Here is a 22,572-nt window from a genome sequence, read left to right as displayed (position 1 = left end):
GGGGAGGCATGGCCCGCATCTGGACGGGCGAACCGGTGTCCGGCCGGGGGCCCGGCGGCGATCCCGCGGCTCAGTCCGTGGAGGTGCGGCCGGTCTCCGAGGTCCCGGCACCGGACGTGCCGGTGACGAACGAGCCGTTGCGCACCGCGCGCCGGCCGACGGTGCCCGGCGCGGGCGAGACGCTCGACGAGACCTGGTCCTCCGGCACGTCCGGGGACTCCGGCACCGCCGGCTCCGGGGACTGCTCCGACACCACCGGGCCGGTCGACGTACGGTAGCCGTCGTCCGGCGTCGCGGGCGCCTCGAGGTCGGTCTCCTCCGGCTCCTCGGGGAGCTTCGTGGACGGCAGCGCCGGCGGTACGGACGCCGTCGTCGTCGCCGTCGCGGTGGAGGTCACCGGGCCGCCGATCTCCTCCGGCACCAGCCACAGCACACCCGACGGGGGCAGCCGCAGGACCGCCGACGCCGGCTGGCCGTGCCACATGACCTGCTCGGCCCGCACCCGCCCGAGGTTCCCCACACCCGAGCCGCCGTAGCCGGCGGCGTCGGTGTTGACCACCTCCGTCCAGTTGCCGGCGAACGGCAGGCCGACGCGGTAGTCGTCCCGCGGGGCACCCGCGAAGTTCGCGACGCAGGCCAGCACGGTCGCGCGCCCGTCGGCGTCGACGCCGTGGCGCAGGAACGAGAACACGTTGCCCTGGGCGTCGTTGGCGTCGATCCAGGCGAACCCGTCCGGTGTGGTGTCGCGCGACCACAGCGCCGACCGGTCGCGGTAGGTCCGGTTGAGGTCCCCGACCAGGGTGGTGATGCCGCCGTGCAGCAGGTCGCCCTCCTGCAGGTGCCAGTCCAGCGACCGCTGCTCGGACCACTCACGGGGCTGGCCGAACTCGCCGCCCATGAACAGCAGCTGCTTGCCCGGGTGCGCCCACATGTAGGCGAGCAGCGCGCGGACACCGGCCGCCTTGTTCCAGTCGTCGCCGGGCATCCGGGTCCACAGCGAACCCTTGCCGTGCACGACCTCGTCGTGGCTGATCGGGAGCATGTAGTTCTCGCTGAACGCGTACATCAGCGAGAACGTCATCTGGTTGTGGTGGTAGCTGCGGTGCACGGGGTCGCGCCCGGTGTAGTCGAGCGTGTCGTGCATCCAGCCCATGTTCCACTTGAAGCCGAAGCCGAGCCCGCCCATGTAGGTGGCCCGGGTGACGCCCGGCCAGGCGGTCGACTCCTCCGCGATGGTGATGACGCCCGGGTGCTCCCGGTAGACGGTCGCGTTCATCTCCTGCAGGAACGCCACCGCGTCGAGGTTCTCGCGGCCGCCGTGGATGTTCGGCAGCCACTGTCCGTCGGCGCGGGAGTAGTCGAGGTAGAGCATCGAGGCGACCGCGTCGACCCGCAGCCCGTCGATGTGGAAGGACTCCAGCCAGTACAGCGCGTTCGCGACGAGGAAGTTGCGGACCTCGTTGCGTCCGAAGTCGAACACGAGGGTGCCCCAGTCGGGCTGCTCACCCCTGCGTGGGTCGGCGTGCTCGTAGCAGGCGGTGCCGTCGAACCGGGCCAGCGCCCACTCGTCGCGCGGGAAGTGCGCGGGCACCCAGTCGACGAGCACGCCGTAGCCCGCGCGGTGCAGCCGGTCGACGAACCAGCGGAAGTCGTCCGGGGTGCCGAACCGCGAGGTCGGCGCGTAGTACGAGGTGACCTGGTAGCCCCAGGATCCGCCGAACGGGTGCTCGGCCACCGGCAGCAGCTCGACGTGGGTGAACCCGGTGCCGTCCAGGTAGGCGACGAGGCGCTCGGCGATCTCCCGGTAGTCCAGGCCGGGCACCCAGGAGCCGAGGTGCATCTCGTAGACGCTCATCGGTTCCTCGTGCGGCCTGCGCTGCGCACGGGCCGCCATCCACTCGCCGTCGCCCCACTCGTGGACGTCGCGGGTGACGACCGATGCCGTCTGCGGCGGGATCTCGGTCGCGAACGCCATCGGGTCGGCCTTGTCGCGCCAGCGGCCGTCCGGGCCGAGGATGCGGAACTTGTACCGGCTGCCGACGCCGACCCCGGGAAGGAACACCTCCCAGACGCCGGAGGTGCCCAGCGAGCGCATCGGCAGCGACCAGCCGGCCCAGCCGTCGAAGTCGCCGGTCACACGGACGCCGCGGGCGTTGGGCGCCCAGACGGCGAAGCCGGTGCCGGAGACGGCCCCGGAGGCCGTGTCGTAGTCCCGGACGTGGGCACCGAGGACGTCCCACAGGCGCTCGTGCCGTCCCTCGCCGATGAGGTGCAGGTCCATCTCGCCCAGCGTCGGCAGCCAGCGGTACGGGTCGTCGACGATCCGCTCCTCGGCGGCGGCGCCGCTACCCTGGGTCACCAGCAGCCGGTAGTCGCCGCCCGAGCCCGGGACGATGCCGGAGAACAGTCCGGCGTCGTGCACCTTCGTCAGCTCGTGGGCGAGCTCGTGCTCGCCGTTGGGCAGCACCGCCACCGCCGTGGCGTGCGGCTGCAGGACGCGGACGACGGTGCCGTCGGCGTGCGGGTGCGCGCCGAGCACCGAGTGGGGGTCGTGGTGCGCTCCGCCCAGGAGCCGGTCCGTCGTCGCCCGGTCCGGCGCGTGAGCAGCGGTCTCGGCGTCGCGGGTCGCTCGCAGCTCGTCGGAGGTCACGTGCGGAACCGTACTGGTGGTGCGTGCCGCCCGCCGACCGCGGGCGGGGACCGTTGCCGGATCGCAGTGCGGCGCCGCCGTGACGGGCTACGCGAGCGTCCCGAGCACCCCGGGGAGCCACCCGGCGACGGCATCGGCGGCCGCCTCGGTCGCCTCGAAGTGGACGAGGTGCCCGACCCCGGGGAGCACGTGCAGCGTGCTGTCCGGGATCCGGGCGGCCAGTGCCTCCTGGCTCGCCACCGGGCCCATGTCGTCGCGCTCGCCGGCGACGAGCAGCGTCGGCGCGTGGTAGCCGTCCGTGAAGTCACGCACGGTCGCGCCGGTGGAGGCCGCGAACGCCTCCAGCACCGGGTCGCGGCCGGCGAACAGGTCGGCCTGGCGGACGTGCTCGGCCCGCATCCACCGCCGGAGGTCCCGGTCGGTGCTGGTCGCCATCAGCTCGCTGGTGAGCACCGCGACCAGGCGATGGGCGAGCAGCGCGCGGGCGGGACGGGCCGGCAGCCGCCGGACGAGCCCGTAGTAGGCCCGGGTGACGGCGACGGCGCCCCGCCGGGACGCCTCCAGCGGGTCGGTGGCGATCGGGTTGACCAGCACGACGGCCCGGTGCGGGACGCCGCGGGCGACGGCGGCGCTCACGACGACCGAGCCGAACGAGTGGCCCAGCAGCACCGGCGGCGCACCCAGCAGGGCGGACAGCTCCACCAGCCACCCGGCGTACCCGTCGATGTCGTGGCGCGCGGTGAGCGGGGTGGAGGCCCCGGTCGCGGGCAGGTCGGGGACGAGGACTCGGTAGCCGCGGTCGGCGAGCTCGCGGGCGACGGGCTCCAGGCCGATGTGGGTCCCGCGGAACCCGTGGACAGCTAGGACGACCGGCCCGGCCGGGTCGCCGTAGCCGTACACCGTGGTGCTGTTGCCCGCGACGTCGACGACGGTCGTGTCCGGAGTGGCCGGTGCGCGCTGGTCAGGCCGCACGGTGCACCCCGCTGCCGTCGTCGCTGCGCGGTCCGCCCTGTCCGGCCGTCACGTCCCGGTAGACGGCGACGAGCCGTTCGGTGAGCCGGCTCTGCACGAACTCGTCGGGCGGGTCCCCCACGGGGCGGGGTGCGGCGACGGCGGTGCCGATCGCGGTCGCCAGGGCGCCGACGCTCTCGTCGGCGACCACCCGGCACCACGCGTCGGGGACGTCCCGGGCGATCGCGGGGTCGCGCAGCAGCACGGGCGTGCCGAGCGCGACGGCCTCGTAGACGGTGAGGCCCTGGGTCTCGTAGCCGAGCGAGCTCTGCGCGACGAGATCGGCCTGCCGCATCGCGGCCAGCACGGCGTCGTGCGAGACGGAGCCGGCGAACCGGACCCGGCCGCCGATCCCGAGCCGGTGGGCGAGCGCGCGGCAGTGCCCGAGGTCGCTGCCGCCGCCGTAGACGGCCAGGTCGGCGTCGGTGCCGCTGCGGGCGAACGCCTCGAGGAACTCGCCGAGCCGCTTCTCCCGGCTGACCCGGCCCGGCCACACCACGAGGGGCCGCCCGCGCGCCGCCCGCGGCTCGGCGAGCAGGGCGCGCACCCGGTCGTCCTCGACGCCGGTGGGGACGACGTGCGGGCGCCGGGTGACGCCGTAGCCGGCGAGCCGGTCGGCGAAGTGGCTGCTCGGGACGACGACGGCGTCGGCGGCCTCGGCGAACGTGCGGACGTAGCCGGCGACGTCGCGGACGGGCCCGCACCGCAGGTGGTGCCGGTGCGCGGCGTACATGATCCGCAGCACGGCGCGCGGGAACGGCATCACCGCCGGCAGCCCGACCTCGACGTTGGTGTGCATGGTGTGCACGACGGGCAGCCGGTGCCGCCGCGCGAACCGGTAGCCCGTCCACGCGCCCCAGAAGTCGGCCTGGACGTGCACGACGTCGACCGGCGGCCGCGCGCCGAACCCGCGGTCGGCCGCCCGGTCGGCGGCCGCACCGGCGACCGCGAACGAGTACTCGCCGGCCGGTGCGGCCGGGAGCAGGACGTCGTCGTCGCGGCCGTAGCGCGCCGACGGCACCCGCCGCGCGACGGGCGCGCACACCGTCACCGTGTGCCCGGCCCGCTCGAGGTACTCCCGCTGCAGCCCCAGGGAGACCTGGAGGCCGCCGAGGGTCGCCGGGTGCTGGTCGGAGAAGAAGGCGATGTGCACGCGTCAGCCGTCCCGCCCGGACCGCGTCAGCCCGCGGCGGTCGGCGGTGCGACGGGTGTCGGGCAGCCGGGTGGCCCGCTGGGCGCGGTAGATCGCCTCGAACGCGTCCAGGGTGGCGGGCAGGGTGTGCTCGGCGACGATCCGCAGGCCCGCCTCGCCCATCGCGGCCGCGGCGCCGGGGTCGGACAGCACCCGGACCACGCGGTCGGCCAGCGCACCGGCGTCGCCGTGCGGGTAGCGGAACCCGTTCTCGCCGTGCCGGACGAGGTGCGGCAGGGCCCCGGCGTCGACCGTGACGACCGGCCGCGCCGTGGCCATCGCCTCCAGGGTGACGAGGCTCTGCAGCTCCGCGGTGCCGGCGTTGACGAAGACGTCGATCGCCGCGTAGACGTCGGAGAGCTCCTCGTCGGAGAGGCGCCCGGTGAAGGTCACGGCCTGCTCGAGGCCCTCCGCGCGGACCGTGGCCCGGAGCCTGGCCTGCTCGTCGCCCTCGCCGACGATCAGCAGCCGGGCGCCGGGGACGCTGCGTCGCACGATCGTCAGCGAGCGGATGATCTCGTCGACGTGCTTCTCGTGGTCGAGCCGCCCGACGACGCCGAGCAGCGGCCCGGCGGGGATGCCGTGCCGCTCCCGGAACGCCGTACCGCGCCCGGAGGTGTCGGGCTGGAACCGCGAGGTGTCGAGCCCGTTGGAGACCGGCAGCACCGGCCCGGCGACGCCGTGGGTCTCGGCGAGCATCGCGGCGTGCGGTGTGGGGGCCGTGACGACGCCCGCGCGGCCCAGCACCCGCGCCGCGTCCCACCAGAACAGCCGGCGCAGCCGCGCCGGGGGCAGGTGCAGGAAGCTGATCGCGGGCAGGATGTTGTCCGGGATCATGTGGGTCGTCGCGACCGCGGGGATGCCGAGGTCCTGTGCGGCGCCGAGCAGACTCCGGCCGAGGATCATGTGGCTCTGCACGTGGACGACGTCGGGCCGGACCCGGCGCAGCAGGGCGCGCGCCGACCGGCGCAGTCCCGGCGGCGGGCAGATGCGGAACCCGGACGGCCGCGGCACCGGCATCGAGCGGACCCGGTGCTCGGTGATCGGACCGACCTGTTCGGCCGGACGGCTGCGGAACCCCCGTGCCGGTGCCGCGACGTGGACCTCGTGCCCGCGCTCGGCCAGCCCGGCCGCCAGCCGACGGGCTGCGTAGCAGGCACCGTTGACGTTCGGTGTCCAGGTGTCGGCGCCTATCAGGACGCGCACACGTTCTCCTTCCGCGAGGCCGCGACGCCGCGACGCGCATCCACAGCGCACGCCCGGCCATGAGGACGAGGCCTGTTCCGGCCCCGACCGCCACGATGATCCACGGCCGGTCGGCGAGCTCGGACGCGAACCGGCCCCCCACCCACCCGCCGATTCCGACCAGGACCGCCGTCCGGACGGCGGCGGCCGGGACGGCCCAGGCCAGGAACCGGTGGTACGAGACCCCGGCCAGACCGATGGCCAGGAACGCGGGGATGGCCCCCACGTCGACGACCTTCGCCCCGATCACCACCTGGCCCAGGTTCTCATCCACCCTGTCGCGCAGTGCCTCCCGGCGGCGGGTGGTGAGGCCGAGGCGCACCAGCAGCGGCGCCAGCCGGGGCCGTGCACCACCACGTCCGAGCAGGTAGAAGACGGTGTCCGACACGACGTCGGCGAGGACCGCGACCACCCAGACCGCCCACCAGTCGAGCAGCCCCGCCCCGGCCAGCGAACCGGCGACCACGGTGACGACCGGTCCCTCGAGGACGACCCCGACCGCGAGCGCGGCCAGGACGATCCCGATGGTGCCGGGACCCGGCTGCAGCACCAGCCCGAGCACGTCGTCCAGTACCGGGGACGTGACGTCGACAGCCGGCGCCATCACAGCGTCCGAAGTCGTCGTGTCATGGTCGATCCTCCTGCTCGGGAGGATTCCACGATCCCGCGGTGCGGCGCCCGGTGGGTCGGGCGTTGCCCGGGCGACGGGATCGGGAAGGTCCGGTGGCTACCGGGTTACGCGATGCCGGGTCGCATGCTACAGCGACGTGCTCCGGGCGACAGCCGTCAGCGGGATCGGCAGCCAGGTCGGACGGCTGCGGGTCTCGTAGAGCACCTGGTAGACGGCCTTGTCCAGCTCGTAGGCGCGTAGCAGCGCGTCCTGCTCGCGTGGATCGGTGCCGGTCCGCGCGGCGTACCCGGCGCAGAACGCGTCCCGGTTCCGGGTCGACCAGCCGTGTGCCGCTCGTGCCTCGGGAGTGTCCGAACCGAGACCTCCGCCGGGCGTGTCGGAGCGGGTCAGGAGGTGGTGGAAGGCCGCGTACTCGAAGGAGAACAGCATCCCGACGACGTCCCGGACGGCCGCGTCCGGAGCGCGCCGCTCCTGCGTGGTGGCCGAGGGCTCGCCCTCGAAGTCGATGACGAGCCAGCTGCCGCCGGGGCGGCGGAGGGTCTGACCGAGGTGGAGGTCGCCGTGCACCCGCTGCACGACGACCGGCGAGCCGAGCGCCGCGACCTCGTCGTAGACGGCGCGGATCGCGGGCACGTACGGGGCGAGGACCGGGACCTGGCCGGCCACGGCGTCCAGACGGGACGTCCAGTGTGCGGCCATCGCGGCCGGATCGGCCTCCGAGGTCCCCAGCTCGGCGCGCAGTGCGAGATGGATGTCGGCGAGCGCCTCGCCGAGCGCGCGGGCCTCACCGGTGAAGTCGGTCCCGTCGCGGACGGCGTCGGTGGCCCGCTCCCAGCCGTCCTCGGAGCCGGACGCGAACTCCTGCAGCAGGCCGTAGGTGGCGGGCTCGCCGTCGAGCGCGCCCTCGATCCCGCCCTGCAGCGCCGCGACGGACCCCGATCCGGCGGCCCGCAGCGCGCGGTGCAGCTCCAGGTCCGGATTGAGCCCGGGGGACAGCCGCCGGTAGACCTTGAGGATGGAGCGGTCGCCCCAGCGGACGGACGTGTTGGACTGCTCCGCGTCGACGACCCGGCCGGTCTCGGTCAGCGGCAGCACCGCGTCGGGCTCGGGGACGAAGGCCAGCCCGCCGGTCGAGGTGCCCCCGGCGATCGCGCGCAGGATCCAGCCGGTCACGGCCGGGTCGTACAGGCCGTCGTAGAGGACCTCGCCGCCGACGGTGCCGATCTCGTCGGCGCCGCCCGGCGCCGCCCCGGCGCGCGCCAGGTGCAGCTGGTAGTGCCGGTCCGGGCCGTCGGCGAAGGACACCGCGAGGACGACGACCTCCAGGCCGTGCAGGCCCTCCGGTGCGGGCAGCGCGGTCCGTGAGGCGATCCGCACCCCCTCCAGCGGACGGCCCTTCTCGGCGAACCACCGGCGCCCGGGCAGCCAGTCCCGCAGCAGCCGGGGAAGCGCCTCGACGTGCTCGGATGCTCCGGTCGGACCCACGTTCGTCCCCCTCCACGCCGGTGTCGCTCGCCCGGCCGTCTTCCCGCTGCACCGGCGGTGCACACCTGCACCGGCCGGCCCCGGGGACCCTATCCGGGCCGGGCGGTCCGGGCCGGGTGCGGACCCGGCCCGCTGGTACGGTCCGTGTCGGAACGACCACCCGTTGGTCACGGGTGGTCACCGATTCGCGACGCTTCCTTCCGCCCGGCACACCCGTGCCCGGAAACCCATACTGAACGCGGTGCCCGGTGCCTCCGCGACGGTGCCGCACGCCCGCGAGCGCCGTCCGGTCGCGGGTACCCGGGCCCCCGGGCGGACCCGGCCCGGCCCGATCCAACCGACCACGAACCGACCCGGAGGACCGGCGGCGTGACCGAGCGAGAGCCGATGGCCGAGCGAGAGCCGATGGCCGAGACCCAGGCCGACGCGTCCACGACGGAGCCCGGCGGCCCCGCGCCGTCCGGAGCGGACACCCCCGACGGCGAGCACACGCCGCCGGAGGTCAACTTCGCCGAGTACTACCACGAGGCGCGGCCACGGACCCTGCGTCACCGCGCCCGGGTCCGCTCGACCGTGCGCCGCCGGTCGGTCTCCCAGGACGGCCCGGCCTCCGGCGAGAACCCGGTCTACGTCTCCTGGCTGCTCGCCCAGTCGATGCTCGGCCACGCCGACGAGCTCGCCCGCCAGTTCTCCGGGCAGGGCTCGATGTGGCAGAACCCGTTCGCCAGCCCCGGCCCGCGTGGTGCGGTGGAGACGGCGTCGGTGTGGTTCACCGCCTACCCGATCTCGCTGATCACGCCGGAGGGCGTGTCGTTCCTCGGCGCGCTCGGCGACACCGAGCTGTGGCAGGCGTTCGAGACGATCGGCATCGAGGGCGTCCACACCGGACCGGTGAAGCGCGCCGGCGGGCTGTCCGGCTGGCAGTCGACCCCGAGCGTCGACGGGCACTTCGACCGGATCTCCAACGAGATCGACCCGGTCTTCGGCACCGAGGACGAGTTCCGGGCCATGTGCGCCACCGCGACCTGGCACGGCGGCACGATCATCGACGACGTCGTGCCCGGCCACACCGGCAAGGGCCCGGACTTCCGGCTCGCCGAGATCGCCTACGGCGACTACCCCGGCGTCTACCACATGGTCGAGATCGAGCCGGGTGACTGGGGGATGCTGCCCGAGGTCCCGCCCGGCCGCGACTCGGTGAACCTCGACGCCGCCACCGAGGAGGCGCTGGAGAAGGCCGGCTACATCGTCGGCCGGCTGCAGCGGGTGATCTTCTACCGGGAGGGTGTGAAGGAGACCAACTGGTCGGCGACGGCCGAGGTCACCGGGGTCGACGGCGTCGTCCGGCGGTGGGTCTACCTGCACTACTTCAAGGACGGCCAGCCGTCGGTGAACTGGCTGGACCCGACCTTCGCCGGGATGCGGATGGTCATCGGCGACGCCCTGCACTCGCTGGCCGACCTCGGCTCCGGCGCGTTGCGGCTCGACGCCAACGGGTTCCTCGGCGTCGAGAAGGCGGGCGGCGGGATGCCGGGCTGGTCCGAGGGGCACCCGCTGTCGGAGGCGGCGAACCACCTCATCGCGTCGATGGTCCGCAAGGTCGGCGGGTTCACCTTCCAGGAGCTGAACCTCACCGTCGACGACATCAAGGTCACCTCCGAGGCCGGAGCGGACCTGTCCTACGACTTCATCAACCGGCCCGCTTACCACCACGCACTGGCCACGTCGGACACCGAGTTCCTCCGGCTCACCCTGCGCACCGCGCTGGACCTGGGCGTGGACCCGGCGTCGCTGGTGCACGCGCTGCAGAACCACGACGAGCTGACCTACGAGCTCGTGCACTGGACCGCCGGGCACACCGACGACCTGTTCCCGTTCCGCGGCGAGGAGATCACCGGGGGCGAGCTGGCGGACACGATCCGCCGGGACCTGTGCGAGCACCTCACCGGCGCCGGCGCGCCCTACAACCTGATCTTCACGACGAACGGCATCGCCTGCACCAGCGCGACCGTCATCGCCGCCGCGCTCGGCATCTCGGCGCTCGACGACATCGGCCCGGACGACGTCGAGCGCATCCGCCGCGTGCACCTGCTGCTGGTCATGTTCAACGCGTTCCAGCCCGGGGTGTTCGCGCTGTCGGGCTGGGACCTGCTCGGCATGCTGACACTGCCGCCCGAGCAGGTGGCCGACCTGCTGGCGTCCGGCGACACCCGGTGGATCTCGCGGCCGGCGCACGACCTGATGGGGGACCGGCCGGACGCCGACCGGTCGTCGTCGGGGATGCCGCGGGGCCGCAGCCTCTACGGCAGCCTGCCCGAGCAGCTCGCCGACGAGACCAGCTTCGCCCGGCAGATGCAGGCGATCCTGGCGGTCCGCAAGCACAGCGGGGTCGCGACGGCGCGGCAGGTCGACGTCCCCGACGTCTCGCACCGCGGGCTGCTCGTGATGGTGCACGAGCTCGACGACGGCCGGACCCAGGTGACGGTGCTGAACTTCGCCGACGAGCACGTCGACGCGGCCGTGCGGTCCGAGCACCTCGCACCGGGTTCGACGGTGGTGGACCTGTTCTCCGGGGAGACCGTCGGCACGGTCGACGACCTGCAGGTCTTCCGGATCGACCTCACGCCGTACCGGGCGACGGCGGTCGTGCTGGAGCCACCGGCCTGCGAGGACGACGCCGCGAGGGCGTGACCGGCCCGCCGGGCGGTCGGCCACGATGGACCGGTGACGATCGCGACGCTCAACGGCATCCGGCTATCCTACACCGACCACGGCGGTGACGGCCCGCCCGTCGTGCTCGTGATGGGCACCGGCAGCCCGGGCCGGGTCTGGGACGTGCACCAGGTGCCCGCACTCCGGAACGCGGGCCTGCGGCCGGTGACCCTGGACAACCGGGGGATCCCGCCCACCGACGAGTGCGCGGCCGGGTTCACCGTCGACGACATGGCCGCCGACGTGGCCGCACTGGTCGAGCACCTCGGGGTGGGACGGGCCGCGGTCGTCGGGACCTCGCTGGGGTCCCGCGTCGTCCTGGAGCTGGCGCTGGCGCGCCCGGACCTGGTGAGCCGGGTCGCGGCCCTCGCCGCGCACGCCCGCCTGACGCCGGTGCAGCAGGCATGGACCGCCGGGACGGTCGCGGCCGCCGACGCCGGTGTCACGCTGCCCGCCGAGCTGTGGGCGGCGGTGCAGGCGACGCACAACCTGTCCCCGGCGACCCTCGACGACGAGCGCGCCGCCCGGGACTGGCTGGACATCATCGGTTTCGGCGGGTCCACCGTGTCACCGGGCCACCGCGCCCAGCTGCAGGTCTCGCTCGACCTCGGCGACCGCACCGCCGCCTACCGTGGGATCGCGGTCCCGGCGCTGGTGCTCGCGTTCGCGGACGACCGGGCGATCCCGCCGCGGCTGAGCCGGGAGGTCGCCGCCGCCGTCCCCGGGGCCCGCTACGCCGAGATCCCCGACGCCGGCTACTACGGCTACCTCGAGCAGCCGGCGGCGACGAACCGGGCGTTGCTGGACTTCCTGACCTGAGCCCGGGGCTCAGACCAGCGGCACCTGCGACGGCAGCCGCAGCACGTGCGCGACGTGCTCACCCGGGACCAGCCGGACGAAGTTGTACTCGCCCCAGCGGTAGGTCTCGCCGGAGATCTCGTCGTGCACGTCGACCACGTCGGCGTAGTCCAGGCCCAGCGCCGGCATGTCCAGCTTGATCGTGCCCTGCTGCGGGGAGAACGAGTCGAGCGTGCAGACGACCAGCACCTGGTCGCCGGTGGCCGGGTCGAGTCGCGAGTAGGCGATGAGCTGCTCGTTGTCGATCTCGTGGAAGTGCACCTCGCGCAGCTGCTGCAACGACGGGTGCGCGCGCCGGATCTCGTTGAGCCGGGTCAGGTAGGACTCCAGCGAACGGCCCTGGTTGAGCGCGGACTCGAAGTCGCGCGGGCGCAGCTCGTACTTCTCCGAGTCGAGGTACTCCTCGCTGCCCGGCTTCACCGGGGTGCCCTCGTACAGCTCGAATCCGGAGTAGACACCCCAGGTCGGCGACATCGTCGCGGCGAGCGTCGCCCGGATGGCGAACATCGCGGGCCCGCCGGTCTGCAGCGACTCGTGCAGGATGTCCGGGGTGTTGGTGAAGACGTTGGGACGGCACTCGTCGGCGTGCTCGGCGTGCATCGTCGCGAAGTCGGCCAGCTCCTCCTTCTCCGTGCGCCAGGTGAAGTAGGAGTAGGACTGGGTGAAGCCCAGCCGGGCGAGGCCGAACAGCCGGGCCGGGCGGGTGAAGGCCTCGGCCAGGAACAGCACGTCCGGGTGCTGCCGCTTGACCTCCCAGATCAGCCAGTGCCAGAAGTTCGGCGGCTTGGTGTGCGGGTTGTCGACCCGGAAGATCGTCACCCCGTGCTCGACCCACGTCAGCACCATGCGCAGGCACTCGGCGTAGATGCCGTCCGGGTCGCGGTCGAAGTTCAGCGGGTAGATGTCCTGGTAGCGCTTCGGCGGGTTCTCCGCGTAGGCGATCGTCCCGTCGGGACGCACGGTGAACCACTCCGGGTGCTCGGTGACCCACGGGTGGTCCGGCGCGCACTGCAACGCCAGGTCCAGTGCGACCTCCAGCCCGAGCTCCCCGGCACGGGCGACGAACGCGTCGAAGTCGTCGAAGTCGCCGAGCTCGGGATCGATGGCGTCGTGCCCGCCCGCGGCGGAGCCGATCGCCCACGGCGAGCCGACGTCACCCGGCTCGGCGTGCACGGAGTTGTTGCGCCCCTTGCGGTGCACCGTGCCGACCGGGTGGATCGGCGGCAGGTAGGCGACGTCGAAGCCCATCCGCGCGACCCGGTCCAGCTCCTTGGACGACGTCGCGAACGTGCCGTGCACCGGCCGCCCGGTCTCGTCGCGGCCCCCGGTGGAGCGGGGGAAGAACTCGTACCAGGAGCCGTAGAGCGCACGACGCCGGTCGACGTGGATCTCACGCTCCGGTCCGCGGGTGATCAGTTCCCGCACCGGGCGCTCGGCCATGATCTTCGCGACGGCGTCGAACAGCGCGGGCGCGACCCGGGTCCGCAGCGGCAGCGCGGTGTCCCGGAGCGTGTTCGCCGCACCGAGGAGCAGGTCGCGGCTGTCCTTCTCGGACGGACGGCGGCCCACCCGGGACAGCAGCTGGGCGCCGATCTCGAGGTCGTTGGCGAGCTCGTCGGCGGACTGCCCGGCCTCGATCTTCTTCTCGACGCCCGAGCGCCACGTCGACCACGGGTCGCTCCACGCGTCGACCCGGAACGTCCAGCGGCCCTCCGCGTCGGGGGAGACCCACGCGACGAACCGGTCGGTGCCGACACCCTCGGGGCGCATCCGCACGTAGCGGGACTCGCCGGGGGTCCCGTCCGCCCCGAGCGGGGTGAAGACGACGTTGGCGGCGACCGCGTCGTGACCCTCGCGCCAGACGTTCGCGCGGATCGGCACGACCTCGCCGACGACGGCCTTGGACGGGTCGCCGGTCTCCACGAACGGAGTCACGTCATCGATTCCGAGCCGCCCCGTCATCGGACGTCACCCCCGGGTTCCTCGTCGATCGGATTGTGCACACCGGGACCTGTGTGGCGCGCGGGACAACCGTACCCATCCGGTCCAGTCCGGGCGCGGCGGGACACGGACCCGACACCGCAGTTCGGCATCGGTTCAGTAGCCGTTCGTGACCGGACGGTGGCCGGACCGTGCGGGCCGGTCAGGCGCCCGGACCCGGCAGCGCGGAGACGATCCGGTCCAGCAGGGCGATCAGGGTCTCGCGCTCGGCGCGGTCGAACTCCCGGTTCATCGGCGACCGCGCGGCGAGGCGCGCCCCGATCCGGTGCACGGCGTCCTCGCCCTCGGGGGTGAGGCGGGCGAGCCGCTGGCGCCGGTCGCCGCCGGGGACCCGCTCGACCAGGCCGCGGTGGCCGAGGTCGCGGGCGAGTCCCGACACCCGCGCCGGGTCGACGCCGAGCCGGTCCGCGAGCTCGCCCTGGGGAAGCGGATCGCGCAGCGTGCGCAGGTAGCGGGCCTGCAGCGGGGTGAGGTCCTCGTCGGCGCAGGCGGCGTCGAGCATCGCGGTGAGCCGGCCCGCGGCCAGGAGCACCGCCTCCCCGGCGCGGCGCCCGGTCGGGTCGGTGGCGTCCCCGGCGGACGGCGGGGTGCTCGTTGATCGGCTCACCGGTCGTCCCTCCCGTGGATCAGTGTCCCGAGCGCCGGGACCAGCCCGGCGCGCCAGCATGCCGGATCGTGCCCGCCGCGGAACTCGTGCAGGCCGGCGAGGTCGCCGCGGGCCGCGAGGACGTCCGCGACCCGCCGGGTCGCATCGCGCAGCACCCACTCCTCGGAGCCGACCTCCAGCAGCACGCCGTGCGTCCGCGGCCCCGACGGGAGCACCGAGGTCAGCCACTCGCGGTCGTCGCGGGTGTTCGGCCACCAGAACGAGCCGGACTGGCTGAGGGCGAGACCGAACCGGTCGGGCGCGGCCTGGGTGGCGTACACGGCGGTCAGCCCGCCCAGGCTCTGCCCGGCGACGACGGTGCGCGCCGGGTCGACGGTGAGTGCCCGGTGCCCGGCCGCCCACCCGAGCATGTCCTCGGCCAGGAAGGCTGTGAAACCGGGATCGCAGCCCAGCTCCCGGCTCCGGCCGTCGCCGGGCCGGGCCGCGACGCCGATGGTGCGCACCGGTGGCAGCGCCGCGGCGGCGACCGCGCCGTCGAGCACCGCGGGGAGGCCGTCGGCGAGCCGGTGGTGCCCGTCCGTCAGGACGACGACCGGTAGCGGCTCGCCCGGGTCGGTGCCCGCCGGGTCGTGCAGCCAGACCGGCCGGCCGCCGAGGTCGCCGTGCAGCACCGTTCCCCGCGGCCCGCCGGGCCGGGGCGGTGCCGGGGCGCCGGGCAGCGAGACGACCGAGGTCCCGTCGACCAGGTGCTCGCGGGCGAGCGGGTCCGGGCGGGCGGCCGCCTGGACGTCGAGGAACCGCGCCACCGCGGGGCGCCGGTGCCCGGGGACGGCGGCCAGCGCCCGGGCCCGGCGGCCACCGTCCGGTGCCGGGCCCGTCCCGGCCGGGCGCTCCGGGAGCTCGGCGACGCCGTAGCCCGCCCGCCAGTCCCGCGGCATCCGTAGGGTCAGGACCCACGCCCCGGGCAGTCGTTCCGCCGCGGTCGCCGCGGGGTGCGCGGCGTCGGCGAGCTTGTTCGGCAGCACGTGCACCTCGGCCGTCCCGGCCCGGTCCGGGACGACGAAGGTGACCGCGCACGTGCTGTCGCCGAGGTCGTCGACCAGCGGGGTGCCCGCCCGGCGGACGTGCGCGAGGAACGCGTCCCGGTCGCCGTCGCGCAGCAGCCGGGCGACAGCGGGGCAGCGGTCCGGCGGCAGCCGCTCCGGTGGGGCCGGGCGGGGGACCTGCGGCGGGACCGCGAGCTCCGGCGGGACACCGGGTGGCGTGGGGAACATTGACGGCAGATTAGGCTTGCCTAATAGTACTGGCAATGAAGCAAGCTTCACACCGAGCGGTGCTGCTGCTGGCCGTCGTGCTCGGGCTCGTGGCCGGGTGCTCGTCGCCGTCCGGGGGGTCGGTGGCGGGCACCGACCCGGGCACCCGCACCGTCACCCACGCGCTGGGCACCGCCGAGGTCCCCGCGTCACCGCAGCGCGTGGTGTCGGCCAGCGTGACGATGACCGGGCACCTGCTCGCCCTGGACCTGCCGGTGATCGCGTCGGCCACCACCCGCCCCGGTGGCGGCACCGCCGACGGCAACGGGTTCTTCGTGGCCTGGGGCCCGCGTGCCGTGGAGCAGGGGACCGTCCCGCTCGGCGGCCCGACCGTCGATGTCGAGGCGGTCGCCGCGCAGTCGCCGGACGTGATCGTCGGCAGCGCGGTCGGCGCCGACGCCGTCACCCCCGAGGCCTACGCGCAGCTGTCCGCGATCGCGCCGACCGTCGTCGTCGACCACAGCTCGTTGTCCTGGCAGGAGCTGTCGGCCCGGCTCGGCGCCGATCTCGGCCGCGCCGACGAGGCGGCGGCCGCGGAGCAGGGGTTCGCAGCCCGGGCCGCCGAGGTGGGGCAGCGGATCGACACGTCTCGCGAGGCGGTCGCGCTGACCATCACCCCGGACGGCTACAACGTCTTCACCGCCGACTCCGCGCAGGGCAAGCTGCTGACCCAGCTCGGGCTGCGGCTGCGGCTGGTCGAGGCGAGCGGCCGCTCCGGGCTCGGGAACGCGGGGCAGCGCAGGGACGCCGTCCCGGTCGCGCAGGAGAACGCCGGGCAGTTCGGCGACGCCTCGCTGTTCGTCGTCAACGCCACCGACGAGCAGGTGGAGCAGCAGCGGGCGCGGCAGCCCCTGCTCGCCACGCTGCCGGCCTTCACCGAGGGACGGGTCTACGGGCTGGGCCCGGAGTCGTTCCGGCTCGACCGGTTCGCCGCCGACGCCGTCCTGGACCGGCTGGAGGCCTCCGCCGGATGACGCGGCGTGCGGGCGGCCGGGCGCCCCGGAGCGCCTGCCGCGCCACGGGCGTCACGGCACTAGGGTCCGCGCCGTGAGAGCCCTCCGCCGATTCACCGTCCGTGCCCAGCTCCCGGGTCCGCTCGCACCGCTGCAGACCCTGGCCACGAACCTGCGGTGGACGTGGCACGCGCCCACACGCGACCTGTTCGCCTCGCTCGACCCCGACGCGTGGGACGCCTGCGGCCAGGACCCCGTCCGGCTGCTGGGCGAGATCCCGACCGGCCGGCTCGCCGAGCTCGCCGACGACGACGCCGTCGCCGGGCGGGTCGCCGAGCTCGCCGACGACCTCGACCGCTACCTGACCGAGCCCCGCTGGTACCAGCAGGACCCGGACGCCGGCCTGCCCGCCGCCGTCGGGTACTTCTCGATGGAGTTCGGCGTCTCGGAGGTGCTGCCCAACTACTCCGGCGGGCTCGGCGTCCTCGCGGGCGACCACCTGAAGGCCGCCTCCGACCTGGGCGTCCCGCTGGTCGCCGTCGGGCTGCTGTACCGCTCCGGGTACTTCCGCCAGTCGCTGTCGCTCGACGGCTGGCAGCTCGAGCACTACCCGGCGATCGATCCGCAGGGCCTGCCGCTGCAGCTGCTCGCCGGTGCCGACGGCGCGCCGGTGCTCGTCGAGGTCGCGATGCCCGGCGACCGCACGCTGCACGCCCGGGTGTGGCTCGCCCGCGTCGGACGGGTGCCGCTGCTGCTGCTCGACACGGACATCGAGGAGAACGAGCCGGACCTGCGCGGCGTCACCGACCGGCTCTACGGCGGCGACCAGAACCACCGGATCCAGCAGGAGATCCTGATCGGTGTCGGGGGCGTCCGGGCGGTCCGCGCGTTCTGCGGGGCCACCGGCCACGCGGCCCCCGAGGTCTTCCACACGAACGAGGGCCACGCCGGGTTCCTCGGCCTGGAGCGGATCCGTGAGCTGTGCACCGGCTCCCCGGCGTCCCCGGCCGCGACCGCGCCGGGTACGAGCCTCGACTTCGACGAGGCGCTCGCGGCCGTCCGGGCCGGGACGGTGTTCACCACGCACACCCCCGTCCCCGCCGGCATCGACCGGTTCGGCCTCGATCTCGTCCGGCACTACCTGACCGACCGGCTCCTGCCCGGGCTCCCCGCGGACCGGCTGCTCGCGCTCGGCGCGGAGGAGGACCCGGAGACGTTCAACATGGCGCACATGGGGCTGCGCCTGGCCCAGCGCGCGAACGGCGTCTCGCAGCTGCACGGCGTCGTGTCCCGGGAGATGTTCGGCGGCATGTGGGCGGGCTTCGACCGCGACGAGGTGCCGATCGGCTCGGTCACCAACGGCGTGCACGGCCCCACCTGGGAGGCCCTCCAGGTCACCGAGCTCATCGGGTCGCCCGAGGAGCGGCCCGCCGAGGTGTCCGACGCCGACCTCTGGGCGCTGCGCAACACCCTGCGTTCCCGGCTGGTCGACGAGGTCCGCCGCCGGGTCCGCGCGGCCTGGCTGGAACGTGGCGCCTCCGAGCCGGAGCTGGGCTGGACCGACCACGTCTTCGCCCGGGACGTCCTGACGGTCGGGTTCGCCCGCCGGGTGCCGACCTACAAGCGGCTCACCCTGATGCTGCGCGACCCGGACCGGCTGCGCGGGCTGCTGCTCGACCCGCACCGCCCGGTGCAGCTGATCGTCGCCGGCAAGTCGCACCCCGCCGACGACGGCGGCAAGGCCCTCATCCAGCAGATCGTCCGGTTCGCCGACGACGCCGGCGTCCGGCACCGGATCGTCTTCCTGCCCGACTACGACATGTCGATGGCCCGGTACCTCTACTGGGGCTGCGACGTCTGGCTCAACAACCCGCTGCGCCCCCTGGAGGCGTGCGGCACCTCCGGCATGAAGTCGGCGCTCAACGGCGGGCTCAACCTGTCCATCCGGGACGGCTGGTGGGAGGAGTTCTACGACGGACGCAACGGCTGGGCGATCCCCACCGCCGACGGCGTCGAGGACCCCACGCGGCGCGACGACCTGGAGGCCAACGCGCTCTACGAGCTGCTCGCCACCCAGGTCGGGCCGGCGTTCTACGACCGCACCGACGGCGTCCCGGACCGCTGGGTGGAGATGGTGCGGCACACGCTCACCACGCTCCGCCCGAAGGTGCAGGCGACTCGGATGGTGCGCGAGTACGTCCAGGACTGGTACGCCCCGGCCGGTCGCGCCGCCGCCGGTGCCGCGGCCGACGACTACGCCGCGGCCCGGGACATCGCGCAGTACCGGGCCCGGCTGAACAAGGCCTGGAACCACGTCCGGATCACCGGCGTGGACGCCTCGGGGCTGCCCGACACCCCCGTCGTGGGATCGCCGATGACCGTGCGCGCGGGCGTGGACCTCGCCGGGCTGGAGCCGTCGGACGTGGTGGTGGAGGCCGTCGTCGGGCGGGTGGACGACACCGACGAGCTCGCCGAACCCGTCACCGTCGCCATGGAGCACCGCGGCGACGACAGCTGGGAGGTCGCGGTGCCCCTGCCGCACGCCGGGTTGACCGGGTACACGGTGCGGGTGTTGCCGCACCATCCGCACCTGGCGTCGTCCGTCGAGCTGGGGCGGATCGTGCTGGCGGGGTAGGCCCGGTCAGCCGCAGCAGCCTCCGCCGCAACAGCCGCCGCCTCCGCCCCCGCCGGCGGGGACCGGGGCGGGCGCGCCGCCACCCGGCGCGCGCCCGCCCAGCGAGACGGTGGAGAGGAGCTTGACCGTGTCGGCGTGGCCCTGCGGGCACGGCGCGGGGTCGGCGGCCGCGGCCATCGGCCGGTCCACCTCGAACGTTCCCGGCACGCCGCCGGAGGCGCAGACCCGGCAGCGGAACTCGTAGCGCGGCATGGGCCGATTATGTCCCGCCCGGGCCGCGCGCAGAACCACCGCGCACCGTCCGTGCCCGGACCACCCGAGCCGAGATGCAGCTCAGCGCTCCCGGGAGCCCCGGGCACAGCGCTGAGCTGCATCTCGGCGGGTGAACGGTTCAGCGGCTCCGCAGCAGGCGCACCGAGCGCGGCGGGAGCACGACGGTCGATCCGGCCAGGAGCGGGGCCGGGTCGGCCGGTTCGCCGTCGGGCGTGGTCGAGTCGAGGACCGGATCGAGGTCGTGCCCGTCCGGCAGGAGGCAGTCCACGGGCTCGTTACCGGCGTGCAGGAGCAGCAGCCAGTAGTCGGCGAGCAGCACCACGAGGGTCCGCCGCCCGCCGTCGTGCCAGTCCTCGGGCTCCATCGGCCGCCCGGACGGGTCCCACCAGAGGACCTCGCCATTGACGTAGAACTGGTCGCGGTGCAGCACCGGCGACTCCCGGCGCAGCGCGGCGACCTTCGCGGTGAAGGTCTCCATCGCGGCGGTCTCGTCGGTGCCGGTCCAGTCCACCCACGACGTCTCGTCGTCGCGGCAGTACGGGTTGTTGTTCCCGCCCTGGGTGCGCCAGCGCTCGTCGCCGCCGGTGATCATCGGGGTGCCGATCGACAGCAGCAGGGTCGCCATCATCGCGCGCGCCGTCGAGAGCCGGGCGGTGCGGATGCCGGCGTCGTCGGTCTCGCCCTCCGCACCGAGGTTCTGCGAGCGGTTGTCGTCGGTGCCGTCGCGGTTGTTCTCGCCGTTGCCCTCGTTGTGCTTGCGCTCGTAGGAGACGAGATCGCGCAGGGTGAAGCCGTCGTGCGCGGTGACGAAGTTGACCGACGCCCACGGGCGGCGCCCCGACAGTGCGTAGATGTCGGAGCTGCCGGTCAGCCGCGACGCCAGCTCGGCGACGCCGCCGTGGCCGCGCCAGAAGTCGCGCACGGCGTCGCGGTAGCGGCCGTTCCACTCCGACCAGGCGACGCCGAAGCCGCCGACCCGGTAGCCCTCACCGGTCGCGTCCCACGGCTCGGCGATCAGCTTGCAGGTCGACAGCGTCGGGTCCTGCGCGATCGCGGTGAGCAGTGCCGAGTCGGGGGAGAACGGGCCGGAGCGCGGGCGGCCGAGCACCGAGGCGAGGTCGATCCGAAAGCCGTCGACGCCGTAGGCGTGCACCCAGTGCCGCATCGCGTCGCAGACCAGCCGGATGACCGTCGGCGACCCGGCGTCGAGGGTGTTGCCGGTGCCGGTGATGTCGGCGTCGTGCCCGGAACCGCCCAGCGAGTAGTACGCCGGGGCGTCCAGCCCGCGGTAGGACAGCGTCGTCCCGCCGACCCCGCCCTCGCAGGTGTGGTTGGGGACGATGTCCAGGATCACCTCGATCCCGGCCGCGTGCAGGGTGTCGACCAGGTAGCGGAACTCGGCGGTCTCGTTGCCGGGCACGGCCGCGTATCCGGGGTGCGGGGCGAGGAACCCGAGGGTGGCGTAGCCCCAGTAGTTCGCCGCGCCCCGCTCCAGCAACGGCGGCTCCGGCGCGCTCGCCTGTACCGGCAGCAGCTCGACGGCGGTGATCCCGGTCCGCTGCAGCTGCGCGATGACGGCCGGGTGCGCCAGCCCGAGGTAGGTGCCGCGGTGCGCCTCCGGGACCTCCGGGTGGAGCTTCGTCCAGCCCTTGACGTGGATCTCCGAGATCACCGTGTCGGACCACGGCACGTCCGGCCGCGCCGGGCGGGATCCCCGCTCGGGGGCGGTGACCACCGACAGCGGGACGCTGCCCAGCGAGTCGACCGTGCTCGGCCGTCCGGACATGGGGTCGCCGTGCCACCCGCGGGCGGCGACGACGTCGGTGACGGTGCCGGTGACCCGCTTCGCGTACGGGTCGACGAGGATCTTGTGCGGGTTGGCGCGCAGCCCGTCGAACGGGCGGTAGGGGCCGTGCGCGCGGAAGCCGTAGCGCTGGCCCGGCTTCACCCCGGGGACGTGCCCGTGCCACACGCCGAAGGTGTGCTCGCGCAGCTCGACCCGTCTCTCGGTCAGTGCGCCGTCGACGCCGTCGACCAGGCAGACCTCGACCGTCTCTGCGCTGGTGGAGGCGACCGCGAAGCGGGTCCCGTGGTCGTCGGGGTGGGCACCGAGCGGGAAGACAGGCACGGTCGGCCAGGATAGGGGGGTGTCTTCCCCCGGGCTCCCGCACGCGAACGGTGTCACAGAGATCGACGACGACGACCTGGTGATCGGGATGGACGGTGCCACCGTCCGCCGCGGCACCACCACCCTGCTCGACGCCGTGGACTGGCGCGTCGAGCTCGACGAGCGCTGGGTCGTCCTCGGCCCGAACGGCGCAGGCAAGACGACCCTGCTGCGGCTCGCCGGCGCCGAGCTGCACCCGACGGCCGGGCGCGTCCACGTCCTGGGCGAGCGGATGGGCCGGGTGAACGTCTTCGAGCTGCGGCCGCGGATCGGACTGACCTCGGCGAACCTGGGCGTCCGGATCCCCGGGGACGAGAAGGTGGCCGACGTCGTCGTCTCCGCAGGCTACGGCGTCCTCGGCCGCTGGCACGAGGAGTACGAGAGCACCGACACCGGCCGCGCGCACCACCTCCTGGAGCAGCTCGGGATGGGCGGCTTCGGTGACCGCGCCTATGGGACGCTGTCCGAGGGCGAGTGCAAGCGCACCCTGATCGCCCGCGCCCTGATGACCGACCCGGAGCTGCTGCTGCTCGACGAGCCCGCCGCGGGCCTCGACCTGGGTGGCCGTGAGGACCTCGTCGGACGGCTCGCCGACCTGGCCGACGACCCGTACGCGCCGGCGTCGGTGCTGGTCACGCACCACGTCGAGGAGATCCCGCCGAACTACACGCACGGGATGCTGCTGCGCGACGGCCGGGTCGTCGCCGCCGGCCTGCTCGACGACGTGATGACCTCCGGACCGCTGTCGGAGACGTTCGGGCTGCCGCTGGCCGTCGAGCGCCGCAACGGCGGCCGGTACACCGCGTACCGCCGGGACTGATCACACCGCCGGCCCGCGC

15 protein-coding genes are annotated in these 22,572 nt (G+C 74.4%); 5 read left to right on the top strand and 10 right to left on the bottom strand.

Translation table 11 applies throughout. From position 1 onward, the window contains the following. Positions 1–70: 70 nt before the first annotated feature. The 5 genes from glgB to Ae150APs1_RS10355 all read right to left on the bottom strand — a co-directional run bounded on the left by glgB (position 71) and on the right by Ae150APs1_RS10355 (position 8,214). On the bottom strand, positions 71–2,650 hold the full coding sequence (gene glgB / locus Ae150APs1_RS10380) for a 1,4-alpha-glucan branching protein GlgB (RefSeq protein ID WP_139316864.1): 2,580 nt from the start codon (positions 2,648–2,650) through the stop codon (positions 71–73). 87 nt (positions 2,651–2,737) lie between these two features. Continuing rightward, a complete protein-coding gene (locus Ae150APs1_RS10375; protein ID WP_075297228.1) occupies positions 2,738–3,622 on the bottom strand; it encodes an alpha/beta hydrolase in 885 nt (294 codons plus the stop codon). Next, complete coding sequence (locus Ae150APs1_RS10370; protein WP_075297226.1) at positions 3,612–4,814, bottom strand: glycosyltransferase; 1,203 nt, start codon at positions 4,812–4,814, stop codon at positions 3,612–3,614. The genes Ae150APs1_RS10375 and Ae150APs1_RS10370 overlap by 11 nt, the downstream gene beginning before the upstream one ends. A 3-nt stretch (positions 4,815–4,817) precedes the next feature. Beyond that, positions 4,818–6,059, bottom strand: coding sequence for a glycosyltransferase (locus Ae150APs1_RS10365; RefSeq protein ID WP_075297224.1), 1,242 nt, complete (start codon positions 6,057–6,059; stop codon positions 4,818–4,820). A gap of 796 nt (positions 6,060–6,855) precedes the next feature. Then, positions 6,856–8,214, bottom strand: coding sequence for an aminoglycoside phosphotransferase (locus tag Ae150APs1_RS10355; RefSeq protein WP_212567197.1), 1,359 nt, complete (start codon positions 8,212–8,214; stop codon positions 6,856–6,858). Positions 8,215–8,583: 369 nt separating this feature from the next. On the opposite strand from Ae150APs1_RS10355, the gene treS reads away from it, so the two are divergent. After that, positions 8,584–10,905, top strand: coding sequence for a maltose alpha-D-glucosyltransferase (treS, locus tag Ae150APs1_RS10350; protein WP_249266291.1), 2,322 nt, complete (start codon positions 8,584–8,586; stop codon positions 10,903–10,905). Between the two features lie 33 nt (positions 10,906–10,938). Next, entirely contained in the window at positions 10,939–11,745 is an 807-nt protein-coding gene (locus Ae150APs1_RS10345; RefSeq protein ID WP_075297222.1) for an alpha/beta fold hydrolase, read from the top strand. 9 nt (positions 11,746–11,754) lie between these two features. On the opposite strand, the gene Ae150APs1_RS10340 is transcribed toward Ae150APs1_RS10345, so the two are convergent. The 3 genes from Ae150APs1_RS10340 to Ae150APs1_RS10330 all read right to left on the bottom strand — a co-directional run bounded on the left by Ae150APs1_RS10340 (position 11,755) and on the right by Ae150APs1_RS10330 (position 15,666). Further along, positions 11,755–13,746, bottom strand: a complete 1,992-nt coding sequence (locus Ae150APs1_RS10340; RefSeq protein ID WP_075297220.1) for an alpha-1,4-glucan--maltose-1-phosphate maltosyltransferase — start codon at positions 13,744–13,746, stop codon at positions 11,755–11,757. A gap of 181 nt (positions 13,747–13,927) precedes the next feature. Further along, positions 13,928–14,392: a MarR family transcriptional regulator gene (locus tag Ae150APs1_RS10335; RefSeq protein ID WP_075297218.1), complete on the bottom strand. Its 465-nt coding sequence runs from the start codon at positions 14,390–14,392 to the stop codon at positions 13,928–13,930. Continuing rightward, positions 14,389–15,666, bottom strand: coding sequence for an alpha/beta hydrolase-fold protein (locus Ae150APs1_RS10330; RefSeq protein ID WP_075297216.1), 1,278 nt, complete (start codon positions 15,664–15,666; stop codon positions 14,389–14,391). The genes Ae150APs1_RS10335 and Ae150APs1_RS10330 overlap by 4 nt, the downstream gene beginning before the upstream one ends. A gap of 35 nt (positions 15,667–15,701) precedes the next feature. Between Ae150APs1_RS10330 and fepB the strand changes: the two genes are divergently transcribed. Both fepB and glgP read left to right on the top strand, forming a co-directional pair. Beyond that, positions 15,702–16,679 (top strand): Fe2+-enterobactin ABC transporter substrate-binding protein, encoded by a 978-nt coding sequence (gene fepB / locus Ae150APs1_RS10325; RefSeq protein ID WP_075297214.1) that lies wholly within the window; start codon positions 15,702–15,704, stop codon positions 16,677–16,679. Between the two features lie 73 nt (positions 16,680–16,752). Next, entirely contained in the window at positions 16,753–19,293 is a 2,541-nt protein-coding gene (gene glgP, locus Ae150APs1_RS10320) for an alpha-glucan family phosphorylase (protein ID WP_075297212.1), read from the top strand. A gap of 6 nt (positions 19,294–19,299) precedes the next feature. On the opposite strand, the gene Ae150APs1_RS10315 is transcribed toward glgP, so the two are convergent. Both Ae150APs1_RS10315 and glgX read right to left on the bottom strand, forming a co-directional pair. Then, a complete protein-coding gene (locus tag Ae150APs1_RS10315; RefSeq protein WP_060574997.1) occupies positions 19,300–19,545 on the bottom strand; it encodes an FmdB family zinc ribbon protein in 246 nt (81 codons plus the stop codon). Between the two features lie 139 nt (positions 19,546–19,684). After that, positions 19,685–21,694 carry a glycogen debranching protein GlgX gene (gene glgX / locus Ae150APs1_RS10310; RefSeq protein WP_075297210.1) on the bottom strand — a complete coding sequence of 670 codons (2,010 nt, stop codon included), beginning with the start codon at positions 21,692–21,694 and terminating at the stop codon, positions 19,685–19,687. Between the two features lie 88 nt (positions 21,695–21,782). Here glgX and Ae150APs1_RS10305 point away from each other — a divergent pair, with 88 nt between their 5' ends. Beyond that, the gene (locus tag Ae150APs1_RS10305) at positions 21,783–22,553 is read left to right on the top strand and encodes an ABC transporter ATP-binding protein (RefSeq protein ID WP_075301951.1); all 771 of its coding nucleotides are present in this window, start codon (positions 21,783–21,785) and stop codon (positions 22,551–22,553) included. The last annotated feature ends 19 nt before the right edge of the window (positions 22,554–22,572 follow it).

The sequence above is a fragment of the Pseudonocardia sp. Ae150A_Ps1 genome (assembly GCF_001932315.1).
GTDB lineage: Bacteria > Actinomycetota > Actinomycetes > Mycobacteriales > Pseudonocardiaceae > Pseudonocardia.
The sequence above is the reverse complement of the archived record's forward strand: the minus strand, read 5'-3'. Positions and strand labels throughout refer to the sequence as shown.